The following is a 19,173-nucleotide window of genomic DNA, read 5'->3' on the forward strand; positions in this document are numbered from 1 at the left end:
ACGGATTAGCTTTACAAATCGTGGCCGAATTGTCACGCTTGGTGCGAAACGAGCAGGAGGCGGCGAACAATGGTGATCCGAGCGGTACGGCTGGGCGCGCACATGGGGCACGGGGTCGGGCGACTGGCCGTGGACGCCGCGCTCGGGCGGGCGCGGTCCTTCCCGCGCCGCGTCGCCGATCTCGGGCCCGAGGTGTTGTCGAAGGTGATGCGACGCACCGTCGATTCGGTGACCGTCCTGGAGGGGGAGGCGGGGACATCGTCGCGGGCTCGGCTGGCGCTGTCGGGTCGCGACGTTCCCGAGTCGGTGTTCGTCAAGCTCTCGGCCGCTGCCGCGGCCACTCGGATGCTGGGCGAACTCGCCCGTCTCGGTGAGACCGAGGCCCGGTTCTACGCGGCGCTGGCACCGGAACTCGGCGCGGGCATCCCACGCTCTCACGGTGCGGCGTTCGACCCTCTGACCGGACGCTACGTGGTGGTCCTCGAGGACATGACGACGGCGCCGTGTCAGTTCCCCGACACGCTCAATCCGCTCGATACCGACCAGATGGCCAGCCTGATGGAGGTGCTGGCCGGTCTGCACGGCAGTTTCTGGGGCCGGTTACCCGAGAAAGCCGGTGGCGGTGGCGCATTCGGCTGGCTTGCGGCACCGTCGCAGGATCCCGCCAACCTGCTCACCCCGGCGTTGATGAGGATGTCGGCCCGCAAACTCGCGGACCGGACGGACGTGCCGATCGAGGCCGGTCGGTATCTGTGGGAGAACTACCAGCGCGCCACCGAGATCGTCGACGCGGGCACGCACACTGTGCTGCACGGCGACTCCCATCCCGGCAACACCTACTTCCGCGACGGGCGTGCGGGTCTGCTGGATTGGCAGGTGGTGCGCCGTGGACACTCGTCGCGCGATCTCACCTACACACTGGTGCTCGGCCTTCCGGTGGACCAGCGTCGCGCCGCCGAGCGGGATCTGCTCGACGTCTACCGAGGCGCGCTGGCGGCGGCCGGTGGCCCCGAGTTGGACCGCGACGAGTTGTGGACCCGCTACCGGCAGGCGGTGACGTACGCCTACGTGTCGCCGCTGACCACCGCGGGTCTCGGAGGTATGCAGACCGAGGGAATCGCGTTGGAGGGGCTGGCCCGGGCGGTGGCCGCCGTGCAGGACCTGGAAACCGTCGCGGCGCTGCGGCAGGCCGCCTAACCCCTGCGATTCGGGCGCGCAAAGGCGCGCTCACCGCTCCTCAGCGCGCCGAAATCGCCACAACGCCCGGGGTGGCCCGCCGGATTGCGTTACAAACTTCATGGTAAGTGTTAGGTAGAGGCGCACGCGCCCGCACTTTCCAGACAGGGGTCGACGATGGACTTCGCACATGTCGAGCTGTCCGACGAGGACAGCGCGTTCCAGACCGAGCTTCGGGAGTTCTTGGCGCCGATCGTCACCGACGAGGTGATCGCGCGTGATCGCGCGACGGGTGAGAACTTCGACGAGGGAGTGCATCTCGCGCTGGCCGAACGTGGCTATCTGGAGCGCGACTACCGTCCCGCGGAGGACGGCGGTTTCACCGCGGTGCGCAGACGGATCTGGGAGCTGGAGATCGGGCGTGCGCACACGCCGTGGTTCCACTGGGGTACCACGGCAATGGTCGCGAAGTCCGTGGAGCAGTTCGGTTCGCGTGAACTCGTCGCGGAGGTCATGCCGGGTGTGCTGGCCGGCCGTCTACGGCTCTGCCTGGGCTACACCGAACCCGACGGCGGATCGGACGTGGCGACCTGCAAGACCCGGGCCGTGCGCGACGGTGACGGCTGGATCATCAACGGGTCCAAGATGTTCACCTCGAACGCCCACAACGCGCAGTACGTCTTCCTCATCACCAACACCGATCCGGCGGCACCCAAGCACAAGAGCCTGACCATGTTTCTGGTGCCGCTGTCCAGCCCCGGCGTGGATATCCAGGCGATCCGCACCGTCGACGGCGACCGGACCAACATCACCTATTACAGCGACGTGCGCATTCCCGACCGCTACCGGGTTGGCGACGTCAACGGGGGCTGGTCGGTCCTGCGCGAGGCGCTCAACGCCGAGCACGGCACCGTCGAACGCGACGCCGAGGGCCTACAGAAGATCGCGACCATGACCGAGCACCTGCTCCTGCTCGCCGACGGTCTCGACCGCGTCGCCGGTATCGTCGGCCGACCCGACTCGACCGGCAGACGGCCCGTCGATGACGAGTCGGTCGCCTACCGGCTGGGCCGGGCCACCGCGCGCACCGAGGCCGCGCGCAGCACACCGGAGAAGTTCGGCCGCGTGGCGATCGCACAGGCGCTGCGGGAGTTGACACCTGACCTCATGGACATCCTCGGCACGGCGGCGGTGCTGCCCGTCGGTACCGACGGCGCCGCCGACGCGGCCGACGACGGCGGTATTGAGTACCTGTTCCGGCTGGCGTCCCCGATGGGCATCTACGGCGGCACCCTCGAGGTGTTCCGCACATGATCGCCCAACACGAACTCGGCCTTGGGCGACCCACCTACTCGCCCATCCGGGCGTCCTGAGAGGACTGAGTCAGTGCCTGCGACAACAAAGCCTGCGAAGATGCGGTTCACCGTCACCCACCCGATGCACAGCCATCCGTACAACCCGGAACTCGTGGACGGCAGGGGAGTGGCGGCGGTCGCGGTCGCGGCCGAGACGGCCGGGTTCAGCGGCTTCGGGTTCACCGATCACCCCGCGCCCACCCAGAAGTGGCTTGAGCACGGGGGCCACGACACACTGGATCCGTTCGTGGCGATGGGATTCGCGGCCGCACACACCACGACGCTGCGGTTGATCCCGCACGTGGTGGTGCTGCCCTATCGCAACCCGTTCGTCGTGGCGAAGGCCGGTGCCACGCTCGACGTGCTTTCCGGGGGCCGATTCACCCTCGCCGTCGGCGTCGGTTACCTCAAGCGTGAGTTCGCCGCTCTCGGTGTCGACTTCGACGAGCGTGGCCAACTCGTCGAGGAGGCGCTGGAAGTGATCCGCGCCGTCTGGACTACCGACGACATGTCCTATGACGGTCGACATTTCAGCGCCAACGGGATCACCGCGCACCCCCGTCCGGTCACCCACCCGCACCCGCCGATCTGGATCGGCGGCAATACCGGTGCGGCTCGCCGCCGTGCCGCAGAGTTCGGCGAGGGCTGGTGCCCGTTCCCGGCGCCGGCGAGTCTGGCTCAGACGGCCCGCACCGCGGCGATGGACTCACTCGATGATCTCAAGGCCGGCATCGATGACTTTCACTCCAGGTGCGAGACGCTGGGCCGTGACCCGTCGGTGCTGGACATCATGTACTCCAACAGCGTGGGCGGTAATCCCGGTGATGACGTCTTCAACCCGGAGGTCTACCTCGAGGGCGTCGCGAAGCTCGCCGCGCTGGGCGTCACGTGGGTACAGGTGGCTGTGCCGGGCGATAGCCTCGCGCACACGCTGGAGTCGATCGAGAAGTTCGGCCGCCTCGTCATCGACGCGGCCTGAATTCGATCGGGGCTAGCGGGTCCAGCCGTGGCGACGCATCCACCAGTCGCGGGCGACGATGCCGAGGATCACCACTGCGAAGAAGACGAGGAAGACGTCCTCCACGTGGCCGACGTGGTTGCCGTGCATCATCGCGAGCATGAAGATCGCGGACAGGATGCCGCCGATACGGATCAGCCGGGGGTTCTCCTTGGACCAACCCCAGTTCGCCGAGGGCACTTCCTCGACGTCGACGCCGGTGTGTCGTTCCACCTCGGTGTTCGCCACGGTTGCTCCTTACGGTCTGGGTCCTGCGCCATTCTGGCATACGACGCGGCGTCGTATTCGGTCGGTGTCACCGCCGGCGCGCGTGTCAGCGGATCTCCCCGTAGCGACGCAGCGCCTCGGAACGCTCGGCCTTGTGGTCGACCATCGGCTCGGGGTAGTGCTCGCTGCCGTACTCCGGGACCCATCGCCGCACATAGACCTCGTCGGGATCGAACTTGTCGCCCTGGGTGCTCGGGTTGAACACCCGGAAGTAGGGCGCCGCGTCGGTGCCACACCCCGCAGCCCACTGCCAGCCGTGCTGGTTACTGGCCATGTCACCGTCGGTGAGCTGCTCGAGGAACCAGCGCGCGCCCCACTGCCACGGCAGGTGCAGGTCCTTGACCAGGAATGACGCGACGATCATCCGCACGCGATTGTGCATGAACCCGGTTTCGGCGAGTTGGCGCATACCCGCGTCGACGATCGGGAAGCCGGTTCGGCCCGCCTTCCACGTCTCGAACCGGGTTTGGGCGTCATCGTCGTCATCGGTCTCGATACCGTCGAAGGATCTGTTCCAGTTCTGCCAGGCGCTTTCCGGCCATTCGCGGAGCACGCCCGCATAGAAGTCGCGGAACGCGAGCTCCCGTAGGTACGCCTGGGCGCCCGCGCCATTACCCAGGTCCACGGCCATCGTGCGCGGGTGAATCGTGCCGAACTTGAGGTGTGCCGACATTCGGCTGATGCCGTCGGCGTCGGGCCGGTTGCGGTCGTCGGCGTATCTCGCGAGCCCGTCCGAGATGAAGTCGCGCCACTGGGCGCGTGCCGCGCGCTCGCCGGCCGGTAGGTCGAGTTCGACGTCACCCGTGGGGATGTCGACTCCGCCGTCCACATCGGCCGGGTCGATCCACTCGGCCGACGAGGGGCCGGTCGCCGCCGGGGCGCGCCAGCCATGGTCGCGCCACGCGGCGTAGAACGGCGTGAACACCTTGTAGGGCGTGCCGTCTCCCTTGGTGACGCGCCCCGGCGTCACCAGGTACGGCGAGCCTGACGCTTCCATGGGCACGTCACCGAGGGCGGCACGCACCGCCGCGTCGCGACGCATGCCGAACGGTGAGTAGTCACCCGTCACGTGCACGGAGCGCGCGCCGATCTGCTTGGCCAGAGCTGGTATTCGGGTCTCGGGGCGGCCACGGGTCACCAGCAGCCGACCGTTCAGGCCGTCGCGCAGATCGCGCAGCGCGTCATAGAGGTAGGCCAGCCGCCGTCCGCCCGACGCCCGCAACCGCGGGTCGAGCACGTAGCAGGCGAGCACGGGCTCATCGGCTGCGGCCGCGTCCAGCAGCGGCGGCAGATCGTGAAGGCGAAGGTCCCGCCGAAACCACATCAGCGTGGGCATGGATTGATCTTGCCCCGAATTCGCCGTCCGAAAACCCGGGGGTGAGGCAGGGTGAGGAGATGCAATTCTGGTCGGGGACGGCTTTCCTGAACACCGCAGACGCCTTGGCCGTGACCCGCATGCTCGACGAGACCGGCTACGACGGCATGATCTGCGCTGATCACCTGATCTATCCGCGGGACCTGAAATCGCCGTATCCGACCGGGGCTGACAAGCCGCCGTGGCAGCCGGAGACGGCCTGGCCCGACTCGTGGGTGATGATCGGGGCGATGGCCGCCCTCACCAGCCAGCTGCGCTTCACCAACGCCGTCTACGTCGCGCCGTCGCGGCCGCTTCTGCAGGTGGCCAAGCAGGTCGCGACCGCGGCGGTCATCTCGCAGGGGCGGGTGGCGCTGGCGGTCGGGGCGGGGTGGATGCGCGAGGAGTTCGACCTGCTCGGGCAGTCCTTCGACGACCGGGGCCAGCGGCTCAGCGAGATGATCCCCGCGCTGCGTGCACTGTGGCAGGGCGGCTGGGTGTCATGGCAGGGCGAGCACTACCAAGTGCCGGAGATCATGCTGGAACCGCATCCACCGTCGACGGTGCCGATCATGTGCGGTGGCGAGTCAGAGGCCGCGCTGCGGCGTGCTGCCCGGCTGTGCGACGGCTGGGTCGGCGCCGCATACACGTGGGACGACGCGGTGCGCCACGTCGAACGGGTCCACGCCCTGCGCCGTGAGTACGGGCGCGACAACGAGCCGTTCGAGATCATGTTGGCGCTCATGGAGATTCCCACCGCCGACCTGTTCATGCGCGCCGAGGACATCGGCGTGACCGCCGTGATGTGTGCACCGTGGATGGGCGCTCCCGAGACGGTCGACGGCGACGTCGAGTCCTTCCGCGCCTCGATCGAACGCTTCGCGGAGGACGTCATCGCCAAGGTGCGCTGAAGCGCTGCGACAGACGCAGGCTTGACTCTCCCGCACGGGGAGACTCCAAACTGGCTACATGCTCTCGATCGGCGACTTCTCCCGAATGACGCAACTGAGCGTCAAGACGCTGCGGCACTACCACGACGTCGGGCTGGTGGCGCCCCATCAGGTGGATCCCGCGACCGGCTACCGCTACTACACGCTCGACCAGGTGCCCACGGCGCAGGTGGTGCGCCGTCTGCGTGCGCTGGACATGCCGGTGGCCGACGTGAGGTCGGTGCTGATGGCCGCGCCCGCTGAGCGCAACGCCCTGATCAGCGCGCACCTCGGCAGGCTCGAGGCCAGGCTGGCCAGCACGCAGGCCGCCGTCCAGGCACTGCGCACGATCCTGGACCGACCCTCTGACGGACCGTCCGTCCGGCACCTCAGTGTCGCGGCGACGGCGGCGATCGCCGTTCACGCCGAAATCGACCGCGACGACCTGCCGCAGTGGTTCGAGGGGGCGGTGACCGAACTGCTGGCAGAGATCAGCGCCCAGGGGCTCACCCGAACCGGCGCGCCCGGTGGCCTGTACGGCTTCGACGTCTTCGCCAGCGACCGCGGCGCGGCCACGGTGTTCATCCCGGTGCGCGGCGCGGTGGCACCGACCGGACGGGTCGTCGGCTACACGGTGCCTGCCGCCGAACTCGTCGTGCTGCGGCACACCGGCTCGCACGATGACGTCGACCTCGTCTACTCCGAGCTGGGGGAGTACGCCACCCGCCACGAGATCAGCGTCGAGGCGCCACTGCGGGAGTACTACGAACGCTTCTTCTGGGATGACGAGGACTCGTCCGAGTGGGTGACCGACCTGTGCTGGCCCGTGTTCCGGTCCGGCCGCGAGGCCGTCTCGTGACGGCCCTGCGCGGCAGGCGCGCCGTGGTGACCGGCGGGACCAAGGGTGCGGGCGCCGCGGTCGTCGACCGGTTGCGCACCATGGGCGCATCGGTCACCGCGGTCGCCCGCAGCCGCGGTGAGCTCGACGAGTCGGTCGACTTCGTCGCCGCCGACATCACCACCGGCGAAGGTGCGCTGACGGTGGCCGAGCACGTCTCGGCCCGCGGCGGCGCGCAGATACTGGTGCACGTCGCCGGCGGATCATCGTCGCCCGCAGGCGGATTCGCCGCACTCACCGATGAGCACTGGCTCGCCGAACTGCAACTCAACCTGCTCAGTGCGGTGCGACTGGACCGCGCACTGGCGCCCGCGATGATCGCCGGTGGGTCCGGCGCCATCGTGCACGTCGCCTCGATTCAGGCTCGCATGCCGCTGTTCGACGGCACGCTGGGCTACGCCGCAGCCAAGGCGGCGCTGCGCACCTACAGCAGGGGCTTGGCGAATGAACTCGCGCCCAAGGGTATTCGGGTCAACACCGTGTCCCCGGGATTCATCCAAACCACCGCGGCCGACGCCTTGATCGCCCGCATCGCTGCCGCGAGCGGCACCGACGAGGCCGCCGCGCTGCAGTCGTTGATGGACTCGCTCGGCGGCATCCCGCTGGGCCGCCCGGCCCGGCCTGAGGAGGTCGCCGACGTGATCGCGTTTCTGGTGTCCGATGCCGCGTCCTCGGTGGTCGGAGTCGACGTGACGGTCGACGGCGGCACGGTGCCAACGACTTAGGGAGGCGCGGTGCGGCGTGGGCCGTGTCAGAGCGTCTATAGCCGATGGTGCTACCGGCACAGGCACTTCAAATCCGAGACGCGCGCGCCGTCAGGCGGGGTCGAACCTGAACACCGCCAATCGTCCGGCCAATGCCTCGAACTCGTCTGGTGTGCCGTCGACGACGAGTCCGCTGCGTTTGGCGAACCCGACCCCGACCGGAACCTCGCGTGCGAAGGCCCGCAACACGGGCCTCGACTCGGCAGCGGACAGCTCGACGATCCGCACCCGGCGCGAGCGCCGGCCGCGCGTGAGCGTGCCAACACCCGCGGCGCGGGCATTGGCCGCCCAGTCGGCACCGGGGTACCCCGCCACGGTGTACAGGCCGCCGTCGTGATCGAACGGCGTCATCGGCGTGCTCCGCGGTTGCCCGGACTTGCGTCCCGGCACCGTCAGCACTTGCGACGGACCGGCCGGAACGCCGAGGCGCCCCATCGCGAGCACCAGTTTGTTCATCTGCTTGAGCCAGCGCGGCGGGCTCGGATTGGTTGTACTCGACATGTGGTGACTCCCTTGTTAATTGAAGAGGTGGCGATGGTCGGACGCCCAACTGGCGAACGATGTGGCCGGACGCTCGAGGATCTTCTCGACGTCGGCTGTCACCTGTGCGGGCCGCTGGACCGTCTCGGCGAGCAGGCCCATGTAGGCGTCGGCGAAGGCCTCGGGAAAGCCGATGTCGACGAACCGTTGGCGCACCAGATCTGGCGGCAGTTCGTGGTACTCGAGGGGCCGCCCCAGCGCCGCACCGATGGTCTCGACGAGTTCGGCGTTGGTCAGCGCCTGCGGCCCGGTCAGCGGGATGCGTTGGCCCACAAGGTCGTCGGTCAGCAGAGCGTGCGCCGCGACGGCCGAGATGTCGGCGTCGGCGATCGGTGCCACCGACGCCGTCGCGTACGGCCCGCTGACGATGTCGCCGCCGCGGATCTGCGACGCCCACATTCCCGCGAAGTTCGACGCGAACACGCTGGGCCGCAGGCTGACCCACTCCAGCCCCGACCCGGCGGCGAGTTCGTCGACCTCCTTGTTGCGGTCGCCGCGGACGCGCGATGGCTGACGGGCGAAGTCGTCGTCGGCATTGATCGCCGACAGCGCGACCAGCCGCTGCACTCCGGCCGCGCGGGCCGCCTCGACGGTGGCGCGCAGTCGATCGCCGAGCGCGCGGGAGTTGAGGAACACCGCGTCGGAGCCGGGCAGGCCGTCGAGTGCGGTGCGGTAGACGTCGACTCCCGGCGGAAGATTGGCGCTGTCGGGGTTGCGGGTGACCGCGCGGACGTCGACGCCCGCCGTCGCGAGTTGGGTGACCAGGGGGCGGCCGACGTTGCCGGTGGCGCCGGTGACGAGAATCGTGAACATGCATCAAGGACGGGACTGGCGCGCAGAAAGTTACGCACCGCCACCTGTAACTTTTCCGGGCTCCGTTCCGTCATAAGACCATGACCGAGCTGAGCGCCGCCTGGCGCGCGCACCGCGCCTACCTCGTCAACCTGGCCTATCAGATGCTGGGCGACATCGGAGAGGCTGAGGACGTCACGCAGGAGGCGTTCCTGCGGTTGTCGCGTGCCGACGGCATCGATGACGAGCGAGGCTGGCTCACCGTCGTGGCGGGACGGCTGTGCCTCGACCAGCTCAGGTCAGCACGAGCCCGCCTGGAGACAAGTCTGCCGCCCGGCCATGAGATCGCCGTCGAACATGACCCCGCTGATCGAGTGACCCTCGACGACGAGGTCAGCCGGGCGCTCATGGAGACCTTGAGCCGACTCAGTCCGGGGGAGCGGGTGGCGTTCGTGCTGCACGACGTGTTCGCGCTGCCGTTCGACGAGATCGCCGAGACTGTCGGTCGGCCCGTCGGAACGTGCCGACAACTCGCGCGTCGAGCCAGGGCCAAGTTCACCGGGGCGGCCCCGCGCGCGGCCGATTCTCCTGTTGCTCCTCGCGTCCGCGCCGTCACCGCCGACGAACACCAGCGCGTCACCGAGGCCTTCATCGCCGCATGCGCCACAGGGGACCTCCAGGCGCTGGCCTCGGTGCTCGATCCCGCGGTGTGGGGTGTTGGCACCGTGCTCGCTGATCCGGCACCGCCGCCGCAGGTCAACCACGGGCCGCGCGATGTGGCCACGAACCTGCTGCGCTACCTGGGACCGGGCGCCACCGTGGTCGTCGGCGCCCCGGGTGAGCCCGTGCTGCTCGCGTTCGCCGAGGGCCGGTTGTTCGCCGTTGTGGTGCTGACGATCCGCGGTGGGCTGATCGTGAAGATCGAGGCCACCGCGGATCCGGGCGCGCGCGTCGCGCCGCGTTGATCGCTGATGCGCCAACCGCTATCGAGGCATCAGGACCGTGTCGATCAGATAGACGGTCGCGTTGGCGGTCTGCACGCCGCCGCACACGACTCCTGCGTCATTGACCTTGAGATCCTGGCCGCCGCCGGAGACTGTGACGGTGCCGCCCTGGACCGTCTCGTGGTTGCCGACGACCCTCGCTGGATCAGCCTGACCGGGTACCACGTGATAGGTCAGGATGCTGGTCAGCAGCGGTGCATCGGTCTTGAGCTTCTCGACGGTGGCCGGATCGAGCTTGGCGAAGGCGGCATCGGTCGGTGCGAAGACCGTGAACTCGCCACCGTTGAGCGTGTCGACGAGGTTCACCTCCGGGTTGAGCCCGCCCGAGACGGCGGCGGTCAGCGTGGTGAGCATCGGGTTGTTGGATGCCGCCGTGGCCACGGGATCCATGGCCATGCCCGCGACCGATCCCGGTCCGTCGGGTACCTGCGCTGCATACGCAGAACAGCCCGGCCCGACCAGCGCGGTGGCGGGATCGGCCGCCGCGACGGCGGTCGAAGAGAACAGCAGTCCTGTGGTGGCGACGGCGGCGAGGGCGGAGCCCGCGATGGTCTTGGCGTTGCGGTTCATGGTGTTTCAACTCTCTGTTTGTGGTTCGGGTGGATGGATGAGATGACATGAGCGGCGCCCCGGCGCGAGCACGGGGGATGTCCGCCGAGGCGCCGCTCATGTGTCAGGGGGTCGCTACCTGTCAGGCGGCCGGCGGCATCATGACGGTGTCGACCATGTACACCGTGGCGTTGGCGGTCTGCACGCCGCCGCACACGAGGGCCGACTTGTCGAACGTCAGACCCTCGCCCGCGCCGGTGATGGTGACGTCCTGCCCCTCGACGGTCTTGTGGGTGCCCGCGACCTGGTCGGGGCTCAGCTGACCGGGGATCACGTGGTAGGTCAGGATGCTGGTCAGCAGTGGTGCGTCGGTCTTGAGCGTCTCGATCGTGGCGGGGTCGAGCTTGGCGAAGGCGTCGTCGGTCGGCGCGATCACGGTGAACTCGCCCCCGTTGAGGGTGTCGACGAGGTTCACGCCCGGATTGAGCTGACCGGAGACCGCCTGGGTCAGCGTCTTCAGCATCGGGTTGTTCGAGGCCGCCGTGGCCACGGGATCCATCGCCATACCCGCGACCGAGCCCGGACCGGCAGGGACCTGTTCGGCGTAGGCGGCGCAACTGGTGCCGACGAGGTTGGCGCCGGGATCGGCCAGCGCGCTGGTCGGCGCCGCCGCCGACGTGGCTGCCGCGCTCGGGGCGCTACTGGACGTGCTCGACGCCTCGGTGTCCGAATCACTCGAACATGCCGCCGCGCCGAAGACGGCGAGAGCGCTCAGGCCCGCTGCCGCCACTGCTTTGCGTTGAGCTGAATTCATGACTGTTTCCATCCCATGTGTCTGGGGCGACGCTGCCGGCGCCCGAGGTCGATGACATCGGGTATTCGCGGTGGTCCCGGATGCGGATGGGTCAGGTGGCCCCGCGTCAGATTGGTGTCACATTTGGGTGTCACGAGGTGCGGACTGGGTTCCGGGCCGATCTGCGCGGCACAATGGAGCGGTGAGTCCTGATCGTCTACGCGTCCTGGTGCTTGGCAGTACCGGGTCGATCGGTACCCAGGCGCTCGAGGTGATCGCCGCCAATCCCGACCGGTTCGAGGTCGTGGGCCTGGCCGCAGGTGGCGGCAACGCCGACCTGTTGCATCGCCAACGCGTCGAGACGGGTGTCACCAAGGTCGCCGTCGCCGACCCCGAGGCCGCCGACCGGATCGGCGATGTGTCGTACTCCGGACCCGACGCCGTCACGCAGCTCGTCGAGGACACCGAGGCAGACGTCGTGCTGAACGCGCTTGTCGGCGCATTGGGGCTGCGACCCACGCTGGCGGCCTTGGCATCGGGCGCCCGGCTGGCGCTGGCCAATAAGGAGTCGCTGGTCGCCGGTGGTCCGCTGGTACAGAAGGCCGCGGCGCCGGGGCAGATCGTGCCGGTGGACTCCGAGCACTCCGCTCTGGCGCAGTGCCTGCGTGGCGGAACGGCCGACGAAGTGGCCCGGCTGGTGCTCACTGCGTCCGGTGGCCCGTTCCGGGGCTGGTCGGCCGCCGACCTCGAGGGCGTCACACCCGAACAGGCCGGTGCGCACCCCACCTGGTCGATGGGTCCCATGAACACACTGAACTCGGCCTCACTGGTCAACAAGGGGCTCGAGCTCATCGAGACGCACCTCTTGTTCGGCATCCCGTACGACCGCATCGACGTCGTCGTGCACCCGCAGTCGATCGTGCACTCGATGGTCACCTTCACCGACGGCTCCACCATCGCCCAGGCCAGTCCGCCCGATATGAGGCTGCCGATCGCGTTGGCGCTCGGCTGGCCCGCCCGGGTGCCGGGCGCGACGCTGGCGTGCGACTTCACCACGGCCTCCACGTGGGAGTTCGAGCCGCTGGACGACGCCGTGTTCCCCGCGGTCGACCTGGCCCGCCACGCCGGAAGCCGGGGTGGATGCCTGACGGCGGTCTACAACGCCGCCAACGAGGAGGCCGCCGAGGCCTTCCTCGCCGGGCGCATCAGCTTCCCCTCCATCGTGGCCACCGTCGGCGAGGTGCTGCGCGCCGCAGACCAGTGGTCAGCGGAACCGGCTACCGTAGAGGACGTACTCGAAGCGCAGGACTGGGCCCGGGACCGGGCACAGGGTGCCCTCAAAGCCCATGTGGGCGCCGCACAGGAGGTCGTAGTCACCCGATGATGTTCGTAGTGGGCATCGTGCTGTTCGCCCTGGCCATTCTGATCTCGGTGGCTCTGCACGAATGTGGACACATGTGGGTCGCGCGAGCGACGGGCATGAAGGTGCGGCGCTACTTCGTCGGCTTCGGTCCCACACTGTGGTCGACGATGCGGCCCAACAAGCTCGGCCAGACCGAGTACGGCATCAAGGCCGTGCCCCTGGGTGGATTCTGCGATATCGCCGGGATGACGGCCGTCGAGGAGATCGCGCCAGAGGATCGTCCATACGCGATGTACCGGCAGAAGGTGTGGAAGCGCGTCGCGGTGCTGTTCGCCGGTCCCGCCATGAACTTCATCATCGGCCTGGTCCTCATCTACGGCATCGCGATGGTGTGGGGACTGCCCAACCTGAACCCGCCCACCACCGCCATCGTCGGCGAAACCGCTTGTGTGGCATCCGATGTCGCAAAGGGCGAGCCGGGTCAGTGCACCGGCCCGGGACCTGCTGCGGCGGCGGGTATTCAGCCCGGCGACACGCTGGTCAAGGTCGGCGAGACCGACGTGGCCACGTTCGATGAACTGGTCGCCGCGGTGCGCAAGCTCGACGGCCCCACCCCGTTCGTCGTGCAGCGTGACGAGGACGGTCAGGTTCGCGAGTTCACCACGACCGTTGACGTGACGCGAGCCGAGCGCTGGATCAGCAAGGACGCCGCCGAACCGACCGCCGTCGGCGCCGTCGGCATCGCGCCCGCGCGTTTCGGGCCCACCCAGTACAACCCGCTGTCAGCGGTGCCCGCGACATTCGCGTTCACGGGTGACATGTCCGTCGAACTCGCCAAGGCCCTGGCGAAGATCCCGACCAAGGTCGGCGCTCTCGTCCACGCGATCGGCGGTGGCGAACGCGATATCGAGACACCGATCAGCGTCGTCGGCGCCAGCATCATCGGCGGGGACACCGTCGATCAAGGCCTCTGGGTGATGTTCTGGTTCTTCCTGGCCCAGTTGAACTTCGTGCTCGGGGCGGTGAACCTGCTGCCGCTGCTGCCCTTCGACGGTGGTCACATCGCGATCGCCACATACGAGAAGCTGCGCAACATGATCCGCAAGGCACGCGGGATGGTGGCCGCGGGGCCGGTGGACTACCTCAAATTGATGCCAGCCACGTACGTCGTGCTTGCCGTGGTGGGCGCTTACATGCTGTTGACCGTCACTGCCGACTTGGTCAACCCCATCAGGATCTTCCAGTAGGAGCCCTTGTGACCACCTCCATCGGACTGGGTATGCCGGCACCGCCCGCACCCACCCTCGCGCCGCGGCGCAAAACCCGCCAGCTCATGGTCGGCGACGTCGGCGTCGGCAGCGATCACCCGATTGCGGTGCAGTCGATGTGCACCACCAAGACGCACGACATCAATGCGACCCTGCAGCAGATCGCCGAGCTGACGGCATCGGGCTGCGATATCGTCCGCGTCGCCTGTCCCCGGCAGGAGGACGCCGACGCGCTGCCCGCGATCGCCAAGAAGGCGAACATCCCGGTGATCGCCGACATCCACTTCCAGCCCAAGTACATCTTCGCCGCGATCGATGCCGGTTGTGCGGCCGTCCGCGTCAACCCCGGCAACATCAAGGAGTTCGACGGACGGGTCAAGGAGGTCGCCAAGGCGGCCGGTGCGGCGGGCATCCCGATCAGGATCGGTGTCAATGCCGGTTCGCTCGATCCTCGGCTGATGAAGAAGTACGGCAAGGCAACCCCCGAGGCGCTCGTCGAGTCCGCGCTGTGGGAGGCGTCGCTGTTCGAGGAGCACGGCTTCGGCGATATCAAGATCAGCGTCAAGCACAACGACCCCGTCATCATGGTCGCCGCCTACGAGTTGCTCGCCGTGCAGTGTGACTACCCGCTGCACCTCGGCGTCACCGAGGCCGGACCGGCATTTCAGGGCACCATCAAATCCGCCGTCGCGTTCGGTGCTCTGCTGTCCAAGGGCATCGGCGACACCATCAGGGTCTCGCTGTCTGCACCGCCGGTCGAGGAGATCAAGGTCGGCAATCAGATCCTCGAGTCGCTGAACCTGCGGCCCCGCGGCCTGGAGATCGTGTCGTGTCCCTCCTGCGGGCGTGCCCAGGTGGACGTCTACACGCTCGCCAACGAGGTGTCGGCGGGTCTCGAGGGCATGGATGTGCCGCTGCGAGTGGCTGTTATGGGCTGCGTCGTCAACGGGCCGGGGGAGGCGCGTGAGGCCGACCTCGGTGTCGCATCCGGCAACGGCAAGGGGCAGATCTTCGTGCGCGGCGAGGTGATCAAGACGGTTCCCGAGTCGATGATCGTGGAAACACTGATCGAGGAGGCCATGCGGATCGCCGCCGAGTCGGGTCCGGAGGCAAGTGCAAGCGGTTCGCCCGTGGTGACCGTAAGCTGACAGTGCCCCTGTGAGCGGGGTCACCGCCACCGCGCTTGCCGCAGAAAGAGTCTCCATGTCGGCTCCACCGCTGTTTCGCCTCACCGACGAGCGACGCGTCACGGTGGTGCGTGACGCCGCCGAGGTGCAGCGCGTGCTCGATGACGATCCCGTCGGCACGTGCATGGTGGCGGCCCGGGTCGTCGACCACGGTGTGGACCCGACGGCGATCGGCGGCGAACTGTGGACGTGCCGTGAGCCCGGTGAGTCGCTGTGCTTCGCCGGCGCGAACCTGATACCGCTGCGCGGCGGTGTGGCCGATGTGAACGCGTTCGCGGACGAGGCGATGAGTTCTCCGCGGCGGTGTTCGTCGTTGGTGGGTCACGCCGAGTTGGTGCTCCCGATGTGGGATCGCCTCGAATGCGGTTGGGGCCCAGCGCGTGACGTCCGTGAGGAACAACCCCTGATGGCGCTGGATCGGGCGCCCGAGTGCGCCGTGGATCCCGCGGTGCGCATGGTCCGGATGGACGAGTTGGACGCCTACCTCGTCGCGGCCATTGACATGTTCATCGGTGAGGTCGGCATCGACCCGCGCCTCGGGGACGGCGGGCGTGGCTACCGCCGTCGAGTCGCGGGGCTCATCGCGACGGGCCGGGCGTGGGCTCGGTTCGAGCGTGGCGAGGTCGTGTTCAAGGCCGAGGTCGGCTCACAGTCGCCGGCGGTGGGTCAGATCCAGGGCGTGTGGGTGCATCCCGAGTGGCGTGGTCGCGGTCTCGGTGCGGCGGGCACCGCCGCGTTGGCCGGCGCGATCGTGCGTGGCGGTCGGACCGCGAGCCTGTACGTCAACGCGTTCAACACGATCGCCAGGTCGACCTATAACCGGATCGGGTTCACCCAGGTCGGTACGTTCGCCACAGTGCTGCTCGACTGACGCCTGCCCGGCCGCGAGTGTGAACGTCACGACGCCCTGAGCGTGCGGAGCGTCGTCAGACTCACACTCGGTGCGGACATTTCAGAGTGATCACGGTTGGATCTCGGTGCGCCTCCGCCCGAACCGGTCGTCACACTCTTAACATCAGCCCCAATGGCATCGCGAACCTCATCCGTATCACGGGCCGCAGCCCTGCTCGCGGTCACCGTCGTCGTCGGCGCGGCCGGCGCCCTCACTGCGTGCACGCCCAAACCCAACGGGCCCGAACCCGTCGCCGAGGCGTTCTTCGCCGCGCTCGCCACCGGTGACACCGGGGTGGCCGCCGAACTCGCCGACAAACCCACAGACGCCAGGACTGCGCTCACCGAGGCCTGGGCGGGTCTACAGGCCACCGGTCTCGATGCGCAGATCATGGGCTCGAAGTACGCCGAGGACACCGGCAGCGTCCTCTACCGCTACACGTGGCACCTGCCGAAGGACCGCACCTGGACCTACGACGGCCGGCTCAACATGATCCGCGACGAAGGCCGCTGGCGCGTCCGGTGGAGCGCCGCCGGGCTGCACCCGGACCTGGGGGAGAACCAGACCTTCGCGCTGCGGGCCGAGGCACCGCGCCGCGCGTCAGTCAACGAACGCGGCGGTTCCGACGTCCTGGTGCCCGGTTACGTCTACCACTACTCACTGGACGCCAGGGCCGCAGCGGGCGATCTGATGCCGACCGCGGTCGCCGTCGTCGACGCGCTGCGCCCGTTCGACAACACGCTGGATCCCCAACGCCTCGCCGAGCTGGCGAGCTCGTCGGCCACGCCGATGAGTCTCATCACGTTGCGCAAGGACGACAATGACCGGGTGTCGGCGGCGATCGGCAACCGGCCCGGCGTCGTCATCACGCCGCAGCCCGAGATGGTGGCCACCGACGACCGTTTTGCGCCCGCGATCATCAACCAGGTCAAGCAGTCCGTGACCGACCAACTCAACGGCCAGGCCGGATGGCGCATCGTGAGCGTGAACCAGAACGGCGCCGAGGTGGACGTGCTCAACGAGGTGCCGGGCGCGCCGGCGCCGTCGATCACGATCAGCCTCGACCGCTCGGTGCAGAACGCCGCGCAGGACGCCGTCAACATGGTCGGCAGGAAGGCGATGATCGTCGCGATCAAGCCCTCGACCGGTGAGATCCTGGCTGTCGCGCAGAACGCCGCCGCGGATGCGGACGGACCGACAGCGACCATGGGGCTCTACCCGCCGGGGTCGACATTCAAGATCGTCACCGCGGGCGCGGCGATCGACCGTGACATGGCCACACCCAACACACTGCTCGGGTGCCCAGGGACTCTGGACATCGGCCATCGCACGGTGCCGAACTACGGCGGCTTCGACCTGGGCACGGTGCCGCTGTCCCGGGCATTCGCGAGTTCGTGCAACACCACCTTCGCCGAACTGGCCAGCAAGATGCCGCCGCGAGGGCTGACCACCGCGGCCGCGCAGTACGGCATCGGGCCGGACTACATTGTGGACGGCATCACGACGGTGACGGGCTCGGTGCCGCCGACGGTGAACCTGGCCGAGCGCACCGAGGACGGCTTCGGTCAGGGCAAGGTACTGGTCAGCCCGTTCGGGATGGCACTGGTCGCCGCGACCGTCGCCGCCGGGAAGACCCCCGTGCCGCAACTGATCGAGGGACGACCGACTGAGATCACGGACCCGGGCGCGCCGATCTCGCCGAAGATGGTGGACGGTCTGCGGCCGATGATGCGACTCGTCGTCACCAATGGCACCGCCACCGACCTCGAGGGTGTCGGTGACATCCGCGGCAAGACCGGTGAGGCGGAGTTCGAGGGCGGCTCACACGCGTGGTTCGCCGGGTACCGGGGTGACCTGGCGTTCGCCGCCCTGATCGTCGGGGGCGGTAGTTCTGAGTACGCGGTCCGGATGTGCAAGGACATGTTCAAGGGGTTGCCCCCGGACTACCTCGCCTGAGGGCCCTCTGAATCCAGGCAGTGAGCACTCCGGGTGCCGCGCGGTAACGTTGAGCACGCCATGAACGGGATGGACGAGGAATACGCGCGCACGCAAGGCGTGGTGAGTGCAGACGTGCTGCGCATATCGGACGCAGACCGCAACGGCACGTTGCGCCGCCTGCACAACGCCGTGGCGCTCGGGCTCATCGACATCGATGAGTTCGAGGAGCGCTCCATAGCGGTCAGCAGGGCCCGCCTGCAGGCCGAACTCGCCGCACTGGTCGGCGATCTGCCCGGGCCGGGTGCCATCGTGACCACCGCTACCGACCGTGTCGAACTCCGTGGCGTGATGGGATCGCTGAAGCGGCAGGGGGAGTGGGTGGTCCCCACCCGACTCGCCCTGGTGCGCAGGATGGGATCGATCGACCTGGACCTGACCAAGGCCCGGTTCGCCGGCTCCATCGTGGTCATCGAACTCGACATGAAGTTCGGGTCCCTGAACATCCGGCTGCCCGACGGTGCCAGCGCGTCGATCGACGATCTCGAGGTGATCGTCGGCAGCGCGCGAGACCACCGCAAGGACGCCCCCGCCGAGGGCAGGCCGCACGTCATCCTCACCGGACGCAGCGTGTGCGGCTCTGTCGACATCCGGGGTCCGCGACGACGGGCCGTGATGAACCGGTTGCGGCGCGGCTAGAGCCGACTAGCGCCGTTCGAGAACGGCGAACGTCAGCGTCGCCTTCGCCGCCAGACGGTCCCGGCCGGCGTCGAAAACGTCGACCGATGTCACGATCAGGCGCCTTCCCGCACGCACCACAGTTGCCTCCGCCCGCGCGGGACCCTCGATGATCGGCGCAAGGAAGTGCACGTTCATGTCGGCGGTGGTGACGTCGTTGCCGGCCCCGGAGACGTTGCCCGCCAGGCGTCCCGCCGCGATGTCGATCAGTGTCGCCACCAGGCCGCCCTGAATGGCACCGCGGACGTTGACGAGGTCGGGGCGGTTGTCCATCTCGATGACGAGCCGCTGTGCGGTGTCCTCGACGTCTCGCATCTCCAGCCGCTTCAGCAGGTGCTCCGGTTCGGTCAC

General features: G+C 68.5%; 19 protein-coding genes and 1 pseudogene. 13 read left to right on the forward strand and 7 right to left on the reverse strand.

What is annotated here, in order from left to right:
- The first annotated feature begins 69 nt into the window (after positions 1-69).
- The 3 genes and pseudogenes from ABIA65_RS23090 to ABIA65_RS23100 all read left to right on the forward strand — a co-directional run bounded on the left by ABIA65_RS23090 (position 70) and on the right by ABIA65_RS23100 (position 3,510).
- On the forward strand, positions 70-1,197 hold the full coding sequence (locus tag ABIA65_RS23090) for a phosphotransferase (protein WP_354525020.1): 1,128 nt from the start codon (positions 70-72) through the stop codon (positions 1,195-1,197).
- Positions 1,198-1,353: 156 nt separating this feature from the next.
- A pseudogene (locus ABIA65_RS23095) lies at positions 1,354-2,549 on the forward strand (acyl-CoA dehydrogenase family protein).
- Between the two features lie 40 nt (positions 2,550-2,589).
- On the forward strand, positions 2,590-3,510 hold the full coding sequence (locus ABIA65_RS23100) for an LLM class F420-dependent oxidoreductase (RefSeq protein ID WP_354525208.1): 921 nt from the start codon (positions 2,590-2,592) through the stop codon (positions 3,508-3,510).
- Between the two features lie 12 nt (positions 3,511-3,522).
- On the opposite strand, the gene ABIA65_RS23105 is transcribed toward ABIA65_RS23100, so the two are convergent.
- Both ABIA65_RS23105 and ABIA65_RS23110 read right to left on the reverse strand, forming a co-directional pair.
- A complete protein-coding gene (locus ABIA65_RS23105; RefSeq protein WP_241399698.1) occupies positions 3,523-3,777 on the reverse strand; it encodes a DUF2631 domain-containing protein in 255 nt (84 codons plus the stop codon).
- 85 nt (positions 3,778-3,862) lie between these two features.
- The gene (locus tag ABIA65_RS23110) at positions 3,863-5,152 is read right to left on the reverse strand and encodes a cryptochrome/photolyase family protein (RefSeq protein ID WP_354525021.1); all 1,290 of its coding nucleotides are present in this window, start codon (positions 5,150-5,152) and stop codon (positions 3,863-3,865) included.
- A gap of 59 nt (positions 5,153-5,211) precedes the next feature.
- Here ABIA65_RS23110 and ABIA65_RS23115 point away from each other — a divergent pair, with 59 nt between their 5' ends.
- Genes ABIA65_RS23115 through ABIA65_RS23125 form a run of 3 tightly spaced genes read left to right on the forward strand, consistent with a single transcriptional unit; the run spans position 5,212 to position 7,722 of the window.
- A complete protein-coding gene (locus ABIA65_RS23115; protein WP_241399696.1) occupies positions 5,212-6,081 on the forward strand; it encodes a TIGR03619 family F420-dependent LLM class oxidoreductase in 870 nt (289 codons plus the stop codon).
- Between the two features lie 58 nt (positions 6,082-6,139).
- The gene (locus ABIA65_RS23120; protein ID WP_354525022.1) at positions 6,140-6,958 is read left to right on the forward strand and encodes a MerR family transcriptional regulator; all 819 of its coding nucleotides are present in this window, start codon (positions 6,140-6,142) and stop codon (positions 6,956-6,958) included.
- Positions 6,955-7,722 (forward strand): SDR family oxidoreductase, encoded by a 768-nt coding sequence (locus tag ABIA65_RS23125; RefSeq protein ID WP_241399694.1) that lies wholly within the window; start codon positions 6,955-6,957, stop codon positions 7,720-7,722. Before ABIA65_RS23120 ends, ABIA65_RS23125 begins: the two co-directional genes overlap by 4 nt.
- Positions 7,723-7,812: 90 nt before the next feature.
- Here the strand turns inward: ABIA65_RS23125 and ABIA65_RS23130 are convergent, their stop codons facing one another.
- A complete protein-coding gene (locus ABIA65_RS23130) occupies positions 7,813-8,262 on the reverse strand; it encodes a nitroreductase family deazaflavin-dependent oxidoreductase (protein ID WP_241399693.1) in 450 nt (149 codons plus the stop codon).
- Between the two features lie 15 nt (positions 8,263-8,277).
- Positions 8,278-9,114: an NAD(P)H-binding protein gene (locus ABIA65_RS23135; protein WP_354525023.1), complete on the reverse strand. Its 837-nt coding sequence runs from the start codon at positions 9,112-9,114 to the stop codon at positions 8,278-8,280.
- A gap of 80 nt (positions 9,115-9,194) precedes the next feature.
- Between ABIA65_RS23135 and sigI the strand changes: the two genes are divergently transcribed.
- Positions 9,195-10,058: an RNA polymerase sigma factor SigI gene (sigI, locus tag ABIA65_RS23140; RefSeq protein ID WP_241399691.1), complete on the forward strand. Its 864-nt coding sequence runs from the start codon at positions 9,195-9,197 to the stop codon at positions 10,056-10,058.
- An 18-nt stretch (positions 10,059-10,076) separates the two neighbouring features.
- On the opposite strand, the gene ABIA65_RS23145 is transcribed toward sigI, so the two are convergent.
- Together ABIA65_RS23145 and ABIA65_RS23150 are read right to left on the reverse strand one after the other, a co-directional pair.
- Entirely contained in the window at positions 10,077-10,667 is a 591-nt protein-coding gene (locus ABIA65_RS23145) for a fasciclin domain-containing protein (protein ID WP_241399690.1), read from the reverse strand.
- Between the two features lie 121 nt (positions 10,668-10,788).
- Positions 10,789-11,460 carry a fasciclin domain-containing protein gene (locus tag ABIA65_RS23150; protein ID WP_241399689.1) on the reverse strand — a complete coding sequence of 224 codons (672 nt, stop codon included), beginning with the start codon at positions 11,458-11,460 and terminating at the stop codon, positions 10,789-10,791.
- A 181-nt stretch (positions 11,461-11,641) separates the two neighbouring features.
- On the opposite strand from ABIA65_RS23150, the gene dxr reads away from it, so the two are divergent.
- The 6 genes from dxr to ABIA65_RS23180 all read left to right on the forward strand — a co-directional run bounded on the left by dxr (position 11,642) and on the right by ABIA65_RS23180 (position 18,783).
- The gene (dxr, locus tag ABIA65_RS23155) at positions 11,642-12,823 is read left to right on the forward strand and encodes a 1-deoxy-D-xylulose-5-phosphate reductoisomerase (RefSeq protein WP_354525024.1); all 1,182 of its coding nucleotides are present in this window, start codon (positions 11,642-11,644) and stop codon (positions 12,821-12,823) included.
- Positions 12,820-14,049: a M50 family metallopeptidase gene (locus ABIA65_RS23160; protein ID WP_354525025.1), complete on the forward strand. Its 1,230-nt coding sequence runs from the start codon at positions 12,820-12,822 to the stop codon at positions 14,047-14,049. The genes dxr and ABIA65_RS23160 overlap by 4 nt, the downstream gene beginning before the upstream one ends.
- Before the next feature lie 32 nt (positions 14,050-14,081).
- Positions 14,082-15,218, forward strand: a complete 1,137-nt coding sequence (gene ispG, locus ABIA65_RS23165) for a flavodoxin-dependent (E)-4-hydroxy-3-methylbut-2-enyl-diphosphate synthase (RefSeq protein WP_354525209.1) — start codon at positions 14,082-14,084, stop codon at positions 15,216-15,218.
- Positions 15,219-15,273: 55 nt separating this feature from the next.
- The gene (locus ABIA65_RS23170) at positions 15,274-16,128 is read left to right on the forward strand and encodes a GNAT family N-acetyltransferase (RefSeq protein ID WP_354525026.1); all 855 of its coding nucleotides are present in this window, start codon (positions 15,274-15,276) and stop codon (positions 16,126-16,128) included.
- A gap of 153 nt (positions 16,129-16,281) precedes the next feature.
- The gene (locus ABIA65_RS23175; RefSeq protein WP_354525027.1) at positions 16,282-18,105 is read left to right on the forward strand and encodes a penicillin-binding transpeptidase domain-containing protein; all 1,824 of its coding nucleotides are present in this window, start codon (positions 16,282-16,284) and stop codon (positions 18,103-18,105) included.
- 60 nt (positions 18,106-18,165) lie between these two features.
- A complete protein-coding gene (locus ABIA65_RS23180) occupies positions 18,166-18,783 on the forward strand; it encodes a DUF1707 SHOCT-like domain-containing protein (protein ID WP_354525028.1) in 618 nt (205 codons plus the stop codon).
- 6 nt (positions 18,784-18,789) lie between these two features.
- On the opposite strand, the gene ABIA65_RS23185 is transcribed toward ABIA65_RS23180, so the two are convergent.
- A complete protein-coding gene (locus ABIA65_RS23185; RefSeq protein ID WP_354525029.1) occupies positions 18,790-19,173 on the reverse strand; it encodes a PaaI family thioesterase in 384 nt (127 codons plus the stop codon).

It is taken from the genome of Mycolicibacterium sp. 624 (assembly GCF_040548615.1).
GTDB lineage: Bacteria > Actinomycetota > Actinomycetes > Mycobacteriales > Mycobacteriaceae > Mycobacterium.